This window comes from Veillonella sp. 3891 (assembly GCF_003992315.1).
Lineage (GTDB): Bacteria > Bacillota > Negativicutes > Veillonellales > Veillonellaceae > F0422.
Genome location: NZ_RQVE01000003.1, coordinates 85,191 through 98,717, shown reverse-complemented (window position 1 = coordinate 98,717; position 13,527 = coordinate 85,191). Strand labels below are relative to the sequence as shown.

The window sequence follows — 13,527 nt, the reverse complement described above, 5'->3', positions numbered from 1 at the left end:
TTTCCTAAATTTCTAGAATCGCATCAACTTCTTTTAATATCCCTTTAATCCATTCAAGACGAGATTCTGCTTCCTGAATTTTAACTTTTAAAGATTCATCATCTTTTGTGTAACTTTCTAACTCTTCCAATTTTTGTTCCAACACCTTATCTAAGTCTTCAAATTTTTTCAGACAATTAACTCTTAGTTTTTCACTTTCATCTTTAGCATATGCAATAGTATCTTCAACATTTTTATACAATGAAGTTTCAAATGGTTCTAAATACGTATCAGCAAATTGCCCTAAATCTACATATTCAACATTATCATAAACATCTTCATAGTATCCAGCATCATCAAACCATGTCCAGGGTTTATACCATTTCTTATTAGTGTTTGCTACCCATCTTTCTTCAACAACTTCACGAACGACTCTAGTTGAATTATCTAAAACTTGGTCTAAATCAACTTCTAATTGATCCTTCATAATAGTTGTAAGGTTTAAATCTAATTTGTAGTCCCCAACACCTTCAACGAGACCTTTAAGTCTATTTTGATATTCTACAAAAACATATTCTAATTCGCCTTGAAATTGATTAGAAATTAAGTTATCTAATGCGACCTTTACTTTAACTTGAATATCTTCAACACTCTTTTTCAGTTCTCTTGCTTTTTTCGCTGCCTCTCTTTTTCCTACTCGATTTTGACCTCTATATTGATCAATATAACTTCTTACTTGACCCGCAGCCTCACTTAAAATATGCTGTGCATCTTCTACTACCGCTGTAATTGTTTTCTCATTTAAAGTGCTAATTGTCGACTTGAACTCATTGGCTTTCTTACCATCATTTAGCTTTTCTTTTACAGAATTAATCTGTTTTTTTATTTCTTCTCGTTCAGACTTATTCTCCCGAATTTCTTTCGCCAAATTATCCATAGCTTGTTGGCTTTCAAGTTTTCCACGGAAAGAGTCAACTACATTTTTTATTTTTGCAGTTTTTGCATATTTTAAAACATACAATCGAATAGCCTCTTCTAAAGAAATCATACCGCAATGAATAAGAGATTGCATAGGAATATCTTCATTTTTTATTGCAGAATCAAGTCTTTCTTGAATATTATCTTTAACTGATTTAGGAAGTGGTGCACGTAGTTCAAAGCTGCGTTGGTTATCTTTATTAAATACAGTATATTTTTTCATTAAACTATTTACAGTTTCTATATCTTCCTCATCATCAGACTTTCCTAATATAGTTCTAATATCTAGTGCTGTTTTTGCAGAAATTGGATAAATAGCTGGATTTTCAATGCCTTGATTTTCTAAGTATAATTTAGCATCCTCTAATATAATATCAAGAGGTTCTTTTTTTATATCATATGCATCTGCTTTATTTAATACAAAGATAAATCGATCCCTAGATTGCTTTCCACCACTTTTCATACTTTTAGCTACATCAGAAAGCAACGTTTTGTCATCGTTCGTTTGTAATTGTGTTGCATTTAAAATATACAATATTAACGTCTTTGATGACTCATCCAATAATGTATAAGTTGTTTCTTTATGAGCTCTATCTTGAGAGTTATTCGTACCAGGTGTGTCAATAAGAACTAATGCCATATCATCAGCCCCTACAAACGGTATATTTCCTTCTATTTCAATCGTTCCAACAGATGTATCGGCATTAAACTTCTCCATATCATCTCTTGTTAAGTTAGGAACCTCTTCTATTAACTTACCTTCCTTATTATATACAGAAGCTGTAAATTCGTCCTTATCATTATCTTTAATCTTTGTAATAATTGCCGTACAAGCAGCATTTTTAGATGGCATTAAATCTTCACCTAATAATGCATTAACTAATGTGGATTTACCTGAACTCATAGTCGCAATTACATTGACCTCAAAATCACTTGAGAAGGCCTTTTCAAACGCATTAATAACAGACTTTTCTCTTAATGAATCTATAGGTCCTGTTTTAATTTTTTCAAATATCTTTGCAATCTGCTCTTCTTTTTGTGCAATTTCCTTTGCTGGTTTATGATTCAAATGTATGTCAATATTCCTTTTTTTTGCCTCATTTGCAATACATACAACATCTTCATAATCAAATGTTGTACCATGAAATGTTAAGTTAAATTGTTTAGTTGCACATTCATCTACTAATCTATTAGGTAATTCATCCACCCACTCTTGTAATCTCTTTCCCTCCGAGATTCTCAACTTACTATTTTGTTTTACCGGTTGTCCATCAATCAATACTTCTGTCATTACCTTGTAAGGATTATACTGGATATAAACTTCACGCATAATACTTCTCCTTTGTTTTACCCATAAATCATTTTTTCTAAATGTAAGATTCCACTATTTTTTAATAGCTCATACTCTTCTCTATTTTCATATTCCGATATATCGACCTCTACTGGATAATATGTATAATAAGAAAATTCTGGTTTTTTTAGTTTTCTATGGAATGTATTTAACGAATCTTGCTCTTCTTCATCTTCTATGCCTTCAAAAATCGCTTGTTTTCCCAGTTGTGCTGCATATGCAGATATTGGATAAACCTTAGGGTCTACATAGCCTATTTCAGATAAAAAGCTCGTTACTTTCTTTATAGTATCTGAAATAGAGTCATCACCTTTTCTATACGTATCCATTTTATTAACTAGAAATATAATAGGTCCTTTATAGTTCTTATGTACAAACTCTAAATGTTCTAAATCGTCTTCTGCGCATAAGTTTTCACCATTTAACAAATATATCAGCAAATCACACTCCATTGTTTGTATCGCTATATTAGCAATCTCTTTATGTGACTCATCCATAGAAAAATTTACACCTGGTGTATCTATAAAGCACACTTTTTCATCAACATCAACTATAGACCTAAACCTAGTTCCCACATGAATGTCAGAAGTTTCATTACTATGGTTATCATCCATTAAAATTTCATAGGTTGCATCTAATTCTAAATCGTGATCCCACTCATAAATTAAATCATCTTCATTAGATTTATTATAAATATAATGTACTTTTGCTGTACAAGCCATATTTTGAACTTTATTTATATTTTTTCCAACTAATGCATTCAAAAGGGTAGACTTTCCAGCACTCATATTCGCTGTAATGATGACTTTTTTAGCTATACGATTGTAAAAATCTCGATTTTTGCAAAGTATAGGTAGAATTTTATCAATCTCTTTTATCTTAGTTTTAAGAAAATCCTCATATCCACTATAGAATACTGACAATATCATATTTACTTTTTTAGAATATTTCTTTCCATAAATAAGTAAAAACGAATGAGCTAAATTCTCTCCAAATTTTCTATCTGAAAATGCTGATATGAAAAGAGCATCTAACAATAGATTGAACTTATATTTCCTTATAATCATTCTAGTTATAAATCCCACAGATTTATACGGTTCTGTTTGATCAGATTGATTCCATTGACTCCTATAGAGTTCCATAACCTTATTCGACCATAAATCTTGCTGTTCACTTGAGGTAACAAGATACTGTAAAGTTAAAAAGTAATTTCTTCTCATATACTTCTTCGCACTAGTTATAGGATGCGATTTGATATATTGACTTAAAACTAATTTATTAATATCCATACACTAACCCAATTCCTTTTTGTAAAAAATTAATAAAAATATATTAGTTTTTCTCTCCCCCTTATATTATAGGTTTGCGCTCTCATAAAACTTTAAAACTTCATTATTATTTTCATTATATCATACATACTTTATGTTTACTCATACATATTATACATAAAAACTATAAAGTCCCTCTTATAACTTCCCCACCACATTCTGCACCGCCTGCTTTTCCAACTCTTTCACATAGTCTCGTATAGCTTTTTTATATTCTTCTATTTTGGCATCTTGTTCATGTTTTTTCATCACTTTTTTTGTAATTAACTCAGTCAATCGATCGGTAGCATCTTGTATGCTCTTTTCGTACTCAGAAATTTTATTACGATACCCTTCTTCTTTAGCCTCTTTGTACTCTTGGACATCTTCTTTGCCAATAAATTTAACGTTCATATACTCAGGGGTTTTACAAAAGTTAGACAAAGCACCTACCGATGTTATGGAGCTCATACCCAAGTCCATATGTATATCTTTCAATACCGATTCTTTATGTTCAAACTCTTTGCGGTTCAATTCAATCTGAAAGTCTTCTTTATCGTATGCTCTAAGAATTTGTTCATAAATCGGCTTAAAGATTCGTTCTGCTTCAGCCTCTCCTTTTGCATACGCTTCTACCCGTTCATTTTCTGAAATCACTTTCACACCCCAAGACCGTAAAATTGTACATCCTATCGTTTCTAATGTACCCCACATGCTAATTTCTCCTTCTCTTAAAATGGTCTTGCTCAAGATACATATCTAGAGCAAGACGACTATTACTTCTACTAGATGTTACATAGGTAATCATCTCTATATACCCTATTTAGAATATCAACGATACTCTTCATGGTTCCTAACTAGAGTACATGTACCAAATGCTTATATACAATTATTACCAAGACACATCCATGCGCAATTCTTGGATTTTTTCATTCACTAGTGCAAATCGGTCTCTTAATAGGGCTTCTAATTTTTCTTCATATTCTTTAGCAGGTTTTACCCGAATTAAGTCATCCACCATATCTTGTAATGGCTCAAATCCCATAATAGATGTAAACTCTAAATCTTGTTGTAAACTTTCATATTCATATTCAAGCATCGTTTGTGAGATTTTCCAAATATGTATCTGTGCATCGTCATCATCAAACTCCGTGTCCGATTCTAATATATTGTCAATTTGAGTATCTAAAAGCTCATTCTCTTTCCGTACTGTAGCCATAAACTCTTGAATCCATCCTTCTCCCTTATATAATGCCTCCAGAGCCTCTAAGCTTTCTTCCGCATCCACTGTAATATCACAGGTTTTGAAAGAGGCATCCAATACGATACTACCGTCTGATTCAAGCATAATTGCTTTACGTAATTCACTTAACACGTCTTCAACTCGTTCATTGAAGCTTTCATAATAATCTCTTCGATTTACTAAATCAAAACATTCCGACCTAGCACTATCCACAAGATCTTGTAAGATACTGTATTTAGAAACCTTATTCATCCAATCTCCTAATCGACCTTCATAATACCATACAGTATGATTTACATAATTGATAATAGATTGTTTCAATTCGGACATCATCGGTTCAAAAACAGAGTCTTGTAACACCTTAGCCGCTACTTTCTTAGCCTCTTTCTTTTCTTTAAACTCTTCGTCTAATACATCATACGGTACATCTAAACCAGAATAGTACACTTCATCATTTACAGTTTCTTCTATTGAATCAGAATCTTGAATATCATCAATAATGTCCTGTAAAGAACTTTTTGCTTCCTTAATGGCATCTAAAATTGCTGAAATGTCTACACTTTCATTGTTACGACTCATACTAGCCTCCTGTATTATACAAATAACTTGGTTTCTCAGAACCCTAAACCTATCGTTTGCCACCTCTTCTTTATGAAAGCTTATTCTCTCATGTAATAGGGTTTGGCAACTTCTATATGTATACTATACAAAAGCAGAATGACATATTTTGTCATTGTAAATAGGTTTATAGATAAAATATTGTTTTTTTAAGATTGTTTAGTAATAGTTTTGGTGATAGTTTTGGTGATAGTTTTCGTAGTAGATTTCGTGGTAGTTTTTGTAGTAGTTTCTTTGGTAGTACTACCATGTACAAACCAAAAGAATTGACTAGGTACATCTTACATCGAACATAAAAACGACTAGTCCCATTTTAGGACTAGCCGTTATTTTGTTCGATATTATTATTTTGTATTATTCTTCAATAGCGGAGATTTTATCCACACGTTTTGCATGACGACCGCCTTCAAATTCAGTATGTAACCAAATGTCGACGATATCTAATGCCAAGCCTTGACCAATAACACGTTCACCCATAGTGAGCACATTTGCATTGTTATGCTCACGGCTAGCATGGGCAGAGAATGTATCATGACATAATGCAGCACGAATGCCTTTTACCTTATTCGCTGCAATACCGATTCCAATACCTGTACCACATGTCAAAATACCACGGTCAAATTCACCTGCTGCTACTGCTTCTGCCAATGGTTTAGCCACATCTGGATAATCCATAGAATCTGTGGAGTATGTTCCAAAATCTTTGTACTCAATACCTTGTTTTTCTAGTAAGCTTTTAATAGCCTCTTTCAAATGAAATCCACCATGATCACAACCAACTGCTACTTTCATTTTGTCCTCCTTTATGTAATACTAGGTTCATAAAACAGTATCTTATCAATAATACCTCTATACGCGTATATTGTTCATACATGCCTCTATTATGGATACATATCCGCATTGTTGATGTATACATACAACCAATTATAGTATTCTTTATATACTATGGTATCCAATCTATTTGATGACCCAAATTGAACATTCTTATTTATGTAATGCAAGCCCTTGTTGTACATACCGCACAATCTGTTCCGCTGTTTTTGTATATACTTCTTGAGATTGTCCAAATGGGTCTTCTACATCGCCTACTTCGCCAGCAAATTCAGCAAGGGTCATAATTTTTTTACTGTCGAAAGGAAATTGGCGAAGTAATATTTTTTTATGGTCCTCTGTCATCGCCAATACATAATCTGCGGCTTTCACAAAATCTACTTTTAATGGTCGAGAACTGTGCTCGCTAATATCTTCGCCTACTAATTCTCGAACTGCCTCCACAGCTTCGTCACTCACCTTAGCCCCTGGCACACAAAATAAACCTGTGGATAAAGTTACCACCTCTATACCAAGGTCACGTCCAACAGCACGAGCAATTCCTTCCCCCATGGGACTACGACAGGTATTCCCTGTACAAACAAATAATAAATTCATTTACTACCTCTATTATAATTATATAAAGTTCTTATACTCCTTTAAATAGCACTGGATTTTTAATTGAATCGCAACACTCACAAAGATATAAACACTATGTGCTCTTTAAGGATTTCTATAAAACTATAAAGATAAAAATACTCTAAAATTACAATACTCAAAACTTACTCAATGATATATATTTGACCGCCACTAGCTTTTTCCAAGCGGTTCATAACAGCTACGCCTAATCCTTCTTTTTTACAACCTTCTACAATGAGTAGGTCCACATCTTTTTCATTAAAAGCTAATAACCCCTCATACAATTGATTTGCCAAAGATACGGGCTCCGCTGTTTCACCAAAAATAATCGTAACAATATCTTGAGTGTCAGCACCTACCCCGAATGAAGCTAGCTGACTGACATGTGTATCTTCAGATATAGTGGTTGGTTTTATACCTAATGCCTCTATTAGTATGTCCCAAGTTTGTTGGGATAGAAATAAACCAATCCGTTTATACATAGGTACCTTGGATTGTATAGATTCCACCACAGCCGATGAAGAACCCACCAACACCTGCACAGGCATATCTGGTGCATAATGTCGATATTTCATTCCTGGTGCTTTGGGCGCTTCTGTCGGGTCATGCAAGGCTGTATCATACACCACATGGTCCGCCACCATTTCCAGCATCTCTTTTGTAACACCGCCGGGACGTAGGATAATTACCGTATCACCTTCTACTTGTACTACTGTAGATTCTACACCAATTTCACAGGGTCCTGCATCTACTACAGCATGAATGCGTCCTTTCATATCGTGTAGGACGGCTTCTGCCGTAGTCGGGCTCGGTCGCCCTGAGCGATTAGCGCTAGGTGCTGCAATAGGTACACCAGCAATGCGTATCATCTCACGACATACTTCGTGGGCTGGACATCGTAGTGCCACCCGTGAAAGTCCACCAGTCGCTCGTTCTGGCACTAGCGCAGACTTTTCAAAGGTGATCGTCAATGGCCCTGGCCAAAAGGTATCCATTAAGGTTTGCTCTAAAGGAGTGATATGTCGTACTAAACGATGTACCATAGACTGGTTGCATACATGTAAGATTAATGGATTGTCAGAAGGCCTTCCCTTGGCTGCATAAATTCGATCCATCGCATCCGCTGCCAGCCCATTAGCTCCTAAGCCATACACCGTCTCCGTAGGTATAGCCACCAAATCTCCTACCCGGAGCAAGGTTCCTGCTAATTCCACATCGTCAGTTGTTAATACCTGTGTCTCAATAGGATCTAATGCTTCCATATCGTCCCTCCCTTCTTATTATAATATTATATCACTTAATACCTAATTTATTTTTAAAATATATGAGGTTCTACTCTTGAATCTTAGACTCTCTCCCCAAAGCGAGCACTATATAAACTTTTATTTATACATACTGCTGTTGATTACCAAAGATAGAGCGTCATATACTTTGGAGCAAATCTCAGTGGAACGTAAATTTGTGGAGAAGTATATGGCGCGCTATTCCCAACAACAAATCCATAGGATACAAGTTTATATAGAAGAGCGTCGTACTTCCCAACGTACTTCACGAATGATACCAGCTATGTCTCGTTGGTACACTGGCTCTCCATATTGTCCTGTTTCCTTAGCTAGTTTAGATACTGCCTCTTCTTGACCCTGTCCAATTTCGATAGCTAGGTATCCACCGTCTTTTACAAAACGCCAGCCTTCACGAATAATAGGAACATAGAACTCTAATCCCGTATCCCCTCCATGAAGTGCAATATGAGGTTCGTGTAATACCTCTTGAGATAATGCTTTCATATCTGCTGTTGTGATATACGGCGGATTCGACACAAGTACATCAAATAGACCTTCTAAGGATGTGAGTGGTTCTTCATATAGAGATTTACAAGCATCCATTAGCGTAGTATATTCAGTACCTTTGCCTATTGTCACCTGTTCTAACAATTGTTTTACGTCACTTTCACAGAACCTTGAAGGGTCGGCTAATTCTAAAGATATGCTATTCTCCTCAGCTACTGCTAATGTTTTATCGGAAATATCTACACCTATCCCCTTGGCATTCGGCAAATAATGTAATAGACTTAACAAAATAGTACCAGGACCTGTGCATAAGTCTAAGATGCGTGGAGATGCATCCACATCATAGAGTTCTAAGATATCCTCAATCAATGTTTCTGTATCAGGACGGGGAATCAACACATGTTCATTTACATGAAAGTCTAACCCCATAAATTCTTTATGCCCTGTAATAGCGGCTACACTATATCCCTTCGCACGCTGTACCACTAGAGGTCGATAGGCATCTAATTCAGCCTTGTCCAACGGACGGTCAAAATTGACATATAAATACATGCGGTCACAGCCCAAACTATGAGAAAGCAGTACTTCCCCATCCAAGCGGCTTGATTCTATGCCTTTGGAGCGAAAATACTGCTCTGTCCATTGGAGCATGCGACTAATTGTCCATAACTCATTATCCATGTTGATTTGCCTCTTGCATTTTAGCGGCTTGTTCTGCTGTGATTAAAGCTTGGATTAATTCATCCATATCCCCATTTAATACAGCATTTAGTTTGTATAAAGTTAAGTTAATGCGATGGTCTGTGACACGACCTTGTGGATAGTTGTACGTGCGAATACGCTCAGAGCGATCCCCTGTACCCACTTGGCTTTTACGGTCTGCTGCCATAGCGGAAGTTGCTTCTTGCTCCGCTTTATCCTGTAATTTAGCACGCAATACACGCATGGCTTTTTCACGGTTTTTAAGCTGTGAACGCTCGTCCTGACACGCTACTACAATCCCAGATGGTTTATGAGTAATACGAACGGCAGACTCCGTTTTATTAATGTGCTGTCCACCTGCACCAGATGCACGGTACGTATCAATTTCTAGATCTTTTTCGTTGATTTCGATATCGATGTCCTCTGCTTCCGGCAATACCGCAACAGTTACCGTAGACGTATGAATACGTCCAGAAGATTCTGTATCTGGCACACGTTGTACACGATGTACACCACTTTCAAATTTTAACTTAGAATATACACTGTCACCTTCGATAGAGAATACTACCTCTTTAAAGCCTCCCAATTCAGGCTCATTGGCATCGATGATAGTACATCTCCAGCCTTGTGTTTCTGCATATTTTGTAAACATACGGAATAAATCGCCTGCAAACAAAGCTGCTTCATCACCACCAGCACCGCCACGAATTTCGACGATAATATTTTTATCATCATTCGGATCTTTTGGTAATAGCAAAATATGTAATTCTGCTTCTAATTCGTCACGTCGAACTTTTAATTCATTCAATTCTTCTTGCGCCATGGCACGGAAGTCCTCATCTAGGCTTTTATCACCTAATACTTCCAATGCTTCTTCGATACCGGCTAGGACTTGTTTATATTGGCGGAATGTGTTCACTGTATCCGTTAATGACGCATGTTGACGAGTCAATTTACGCCATTCTTCTTGACGAGCAATCACGTCTGGGTCAGAAATGCGCTGTTCCAAGTCTAAAAATTTATCTTCAATCACTTGCAGTTTATCTACTAACACGGTGACTCCTTTCTATTCTTCTTCGTAAGCATCTTCTTCACTAGGTCGCACCGATGTTAAGGCACGAATGGCCACTTCAATTTGATCGTCATCTGGTTCACGTGTTGTCATGTATTGCAACACAAGACCCGGAGCAATCATGGCTTTCACTAGTGGGTTTTGGGAGCGTCCAGCAAAACGGATAAGCTCATAAGAAATGCCCGCTACTACAGGCATAAGGGCTAATCTAGAAATGATGCGTTCCACTAAATTTGGCCACCCTAGAAAAGCGAATACAAATATACTCACAACCATCACAAATAGCAAAAAGTTTGTCCCGCACCGAGCATGTAATCTCGAATGGTTTCGCACTTCTTCTACCGTTAATGGTCTATCATTTTCATAAGTATGAATGGTTTTATGCTCCGCCCCATGATACTGAAAGACACGCTTAATATCTGGGGTTAATCCGATAGCAAAAATATATAGTAAAAAAAGAACTAATCGAATGGTTCCTTCATATAGATTCAATATCATATGATCTGAGCCAGCACCAGGCATAAATTTTGCTAGCCACGTTGGCAAGGCAATAAATAATGCTGCTGCAATGAGCACAGATACAGCCATAGTGATAGCGATTTCCTTATTTGTGACCTCTTCCTCTTCTTCTCCAGAGGCTTGTGCCGAAAACGATAATGCTTTCATACCAATCACTAAGGATTCAAACAAAGCTACAGTTCCACGTAAGAAAGGCAGTTTTAAAACGGGATATTTGTCTTGGATAGATTTCGTTGGTTCTTCCTTCACCGTTATGGTTCCATCCGGTTTACGACAAGCTGTGGCCATTATTTTAGGACCACGCATCATAACCCCTTCAATCACTGCTTGACCTCCGACAAATTTCTTTAATCGTTGTTGAGTCATAGGTTCTCCTGTAAAACAAATATAGGCAGAGCCTTAGCTCTGCCATTTAATTTGTATAGTTTGTGTACGCAATTATTTGCCGTAACGTTTGTTAAATTGTTCGATACGACCGCGAGCTTTAGCCGCACGTTGTTGGCCTGTGAAGAATGGATGGCAGTTGGAGCAAACGTCCACGCGAAGATCACCTTTAACAGAGCCTGTTTTGAATGTGTTACCACAACCGCAAGTTACAGTTGCTTCCACATAATTTGGATGAATTCCTTCTTTCATGTATATACACCTCTTTTCAACGTCTAAACTATTCCTAAAGATTATAACACGAATCCCAGTAACTATGCAATACTAGGGACTATGACTTATTCAGATTTTTCTGCTTCTAATTTTTTAGCCTCAGCCCGTTCTTGTTTTGCTTCTTCTAAGGCTTCTTCTAAATCTACAGAGTTTAAGATTTCTTTTAATTCTAAAATTTCTTCTAATGTTAAGGTTACACCTTTCGTCATTTGCGAGTAATCTTCATCCCATGCACGGATATCGAATTTAGGATTGTAACGTCCCCAGCTTGTGCATGTTAATTGTTTTTTCATACCATCTTTATTTTCTGAAAGTGTACCTAATACTTTATAAATTGAATAATTCACAACAGCCATGATTAGTCCTCCCCTACTTCTGTATTTGTTTCTGTTGGTACTGGTACAATCTCAGTAGCTAATGTAGCTAATGCACTAGCCCAGTTTATTTCAGCTTGCGCTTTTTCTGTTTCATATTGTTGTAATGAATTGGTAAAGCTTGTAGTAAATGTAGCTAGCGCCTCTTCTTTCACCACTTGGCGACGACAACTACCCATTAATTGCAATAAGGCTGGTGTAGTAGTTACCATGGATGCTAATGTACGTACTACTTGTTTTCCTTCTTCACTGTTGAAATAGGTATACCACAAGAATGGTGCACTTAGATGATTAAAATACCAATGATATGCTACTGTATCATCCTGTAAAATTGATTGTTCCATTGTTTCTTGTACAGTTGCATCTTCTGGAGAAGCACCTAATGGAATACCCTGTTTGTGTTCCAATGTAACCGATACATCGATACCTTTCATAGACACTTGTAAATAGTATCCTTCCAAGGCTTCAAACATGCGTTGCATATAGGTTGGAATCCGATAATCGCCATGCATGTATCCATCCTCACCCATAGTTGGATGCTTCGGATTCATACTTACTTGTACACCATATAGTGAAAGTCCATAATGAGCTAAGCTAAATGTTTCCATAGATGCTAATACTTCATGCGGTAGTGGAATAAAGTTTGTTTGTTTATATCCATCTTCAACAATTTCACAAATAGAAAGATCTACTTTTTTCACAGGACCTAAGCCATAACGGAATTCATAGGTTTGCAATGGCGCCCATTCTCGAACTACTTCTAAATGGTTTTGAAGAATCATGAACTGCAAGGCTACTCGATTCATATTCAATTGATCTTGTACAGCAGACACTGGAATGAAGTAACGTACTGTACCTCTTTCGCTCACATTATTCACACGAGCTGCCATTTGTTCCATCGTAGTTACCGGTGCTGTAAACATACCAGATGTAGCCGCTACAATATGATCAAAGATAACATCTTCTGGCCATTCGTTGATCACTGGTGCTAATGGATATAAACTACGGAAGAGGTTATAGCAACTTTCAGAAGCTGTATAGAAGAGCAAACGATCGGTTGGAAGGGTTTGCATAATTTCTTCTGCAATGGCTGCATATTCCTCAAAATAGGCAAAGAGAATAATCCCCTCTGTATTCTTATGAAAGTCAATCACTTCTTGCATCGGTACAGTCCATTGACGACCTGCAGACACACCTTCATAATAGCCAGTAGCACTGATGAAATCCATTAGCTCTACACTAAAGGAAATTCCATAAATTTCCTTGAACCCTGCTTCATTATATGGCAAGGGTCCAAACATATCTACTGTAGATGTTTGAGCAAGCTCAAATAATTCTTTTGGGGTAATTCCCCACTCACGAACTTCGCCACTTTGGGTGATAATTTGATCTAACACTCGAAATCTTGCGATTTCTTGTACGATAGCAGGTCCTGTAACCCCTACCTTGGTAAAAGTCTCAATGAGACGCCTCATTTGTTCTGTCATA

Annotated in this window: 13 protein-coding genes; all 13 read right to left on the bottom strand. The window is 36.6% G+C overall.

The window, feature by feature from the left end; translation table 11 throughout:
• Window positions 1-4: 4 nt before the first annotated feature.
• Window positions 5-2,287 (bottom strand): dynamin family protein, encoded by a 2,283-nt coding sequence (locus EO118_RS02580; protein ID WP_127068496.1) that lies wholly within the window; start codon window positions 2,285-2,287, stop codon window positions 5-7.
• A 17-nt stretch (window positions 2,288-2,304) separates the two neighbouring features.
• Window positions 2,305-3,597 carry a dynamin family protein gene (locus EO118_RS02575; RefSeq protein WP_127068495.1) on the bottom strand — a complete coding sequence of 431 codons (1,293 nt, stop codon included), beginning with the start codon at window positions 3,595-3,597 and terminating at the stop codon, window positions 2,305-2,307.
• A 177-nt stretch (window positions 3,598-3,774) separates the two neighbouring features.
• A complete protein-coding gene (locus EO118_RS02570; RefSeq protein ID WP_127068494.1) occupies window positions 3,775-4,329 on the bottom strand; it encodes a hypothetical protein in 555 nt (184 codons plus the stop codon).
• Window positions 4,330-4,507: 178 nt separating this feature from the next.
• Window positions 4,508-5,437, bottom strand: a complete 930-nt coding sequence (locus EO118_RS02565) for a hypothetical protein (RefSeq protein WP_127068493.1) — start codon at window positions 5,435-5,437, stop codon at window positions 4,508-4,510.
• 393 nt (window positions 5,438-5,830) lie between these two features.
• Window positions 5,831-6,268, bottom strand: coding sequence for a ribose 5-phosphate isomerase B (gene rpiB, locus EO118_RS02560; protein WP_127068492.1), 438 nt, complete (start codon window positions 6,266-6,268; stop codon window positions 5,831-5,833).
• Between the two features lie 192 nt (window positions 6,269-6,460).
• Window positions 6,461-6,904 (bottom strand): low molecular weight protein arginine phosphatase, encoded by a 444-nt coding sequence (locus EO118_RS02555; protein WP_127068491.1) that lies wholly within the window; start codon window positions 6,902-6,904, stop codon window positions 6,461-6,463.
• 164 nt (window positions 6,905-7,068) lie between these two features.
• Window positions 7,069-8,187: an L-threonylcarbamoyladenylate synthase gene (locus EO118_RS02550; protein ID WP_127068490.1), complete on the bottom strand. Its 1,119-nt coding sequence runs from the start codon at window positions 8,185-8,187 to the stop codon at window positions 7,069-7,071.
• A gap of 252 nt (window positions 8,188-8,439) precedes the next feature.
• The gene (gene prmC, locus EO118_RS02545) at window positions 8,440-9,396 is read right to left on the bottom strand and encodes a peptide chain release factor N(5)-glutamine methyltransferase (RefSeq protein WP_127068489.1); all 957 of its coding nucleotides are present in this window, start codon (window positions 9,394-9,396) and stop codon (window positions 8,440-8,442) included.
• On the bottom strand, window positions 9,389-10,471 hold the full coding sequence (gene prfA / locus EO118_RS02540) for a peptide chain release factor 1 (protein ID WP_062402531.1): 1,083 nt from the start codon (window positions 10,469-10,471) through the stop codon (window positions 9,389-9,391). The genes prmC and prfA overlap by 8 nt, the downstream gene beginning before the upstream one ends.
• 12 nt (window positions 10,472-10,483) lie before the next feature.
• Window positions 10,484-11,374 (bottom strand): DUF1385 domain-containing protein, encoded by an 891-nt coding sequence (locus EO118_RS02535; protein WP_127068488.1) that lies wholly within the window; start codon window positions 11,372-11,374, stop codon window positions 10,484-10,486.
• Between the two features lie 72 nt (window positions 11,375-11,446).
• Window positions 11,447-11,644 carry a 50S ribosomal protein L31 gene (gene rpmE, locus EO118_RS02530; protein WP_127068487.1) on the bottom strand — a complete coding sequence of 66 codons (198 nt, stop codon included), beginning with the start codon at window positions 11,642-11,644 and terminating at the stop codon, window positions 11,447-11,449.
• Between the two features lie 86 nt (window positions 11,645-11,730).
• Entirely contained in the window at window positions 11,731-12,021 is a 291-nt protein-coding gene (locus EO118_RS02525) for a YdbC family protein (protein ID WP_009354108.1), read from the bottom strand.
• A gap of 2 nt (window positions 12,022-12,023) precedes the next feature.
• On the bottom strand, window positions 12,024-13,526 hold the full coding sequence (locus EO118_RS02520) for a hypothetical protein (protein ID WP_127068486.1): 1,503 nt from the start codon (window positions 13,524-13,526) through the stop codon (window positions 12,024-12,026).
• Between the last annotated feature and the right edge of the window lies 1 nt (window position 13,527).

Bases quoted from the DNA above. Each gene is read 5' to 3' on its own strand.
- EO118_RS02570 (WP_127068494.1), bottom strand. From the start codon at position 4,329: ATGTGGGGTACATTAGAAACGATAGGATGTACAATTTTACGGTCTTGG.
- EO118_RS02520 (WP_127068486.1), bottom strand. From the start codon at position 13,526: ATGACAGAACAAATGAGGCGTCTCATTGAGACTTTTACCAAGGTAGGG.
- EO118_RS02525 (WP_009354108.1), bottom strand. From the start codon at position 12,021: ATGGCTGTTGTGAATTATTCAATTTATAAAGTATTAGGTACACTTTCA.
- EO118_RS02555 (WP_127068491.1), bottom strand. From the start codon at position 6,904: ATGAATTTATTATTTGTTTGTACAGGGAATACCTGTCGTAGTCCCATG.
- EO118_RS02565 (WP_127068493.1), bottom strand. From the start codon at position 5,437: ATGAGTCGTAACAATGAAAGTGTAGACATTTCAGCAATTTTAGATGCC.
- EO118_RS02550 (WP_127068490.1), bottom strand. From the start codon at position 8,187: ATGGAAGCATTAGATCCTATTGAGACACAGGTATTAACAACTGACGAT.
- EO118_RS02535 (WP_127068488.1), bottom strand. From the start codon at position 11,374: ATGACTCAACAACGATTAAAGAAATTTGTCGGAGGTCAAGCAGTGATT.
- rpmE (WP_127068487.1), bottom strand. From the start codon at position 11,644: ATGAAAGAAGGAATTCATCCAAATTATGTGGAAGCAACTGTAACTTGC.
- EO118_RS02580 (WP_127068496.1), bottom strand. From the start codon at position 2,287: ATGCGTGAAGTTTATATCCAGTATAATCCTTACAAGGTAATGACAGAA.
- prmC (WP_127068489.1), bottom strand. From the start codon at position 9,396: ATGGATAATGAGTTATGGACAATTAGTCGCATGCTCCAATGGACAGAG.
- rpiB (WP_127068492.1), bottom strand. From the start codon at position 6,268: ATGAAAGTAGCAGTTGGTTGTGATCATGGTGGATTTCATTTGAAAGAG.
- EO118_RS02575 (WP_127068495.1), bottom strand. From the start codon at position 3,597: ATGGATATTAATAAATTAGTTTTAAGTCAATATATCAAATCGCATCCT.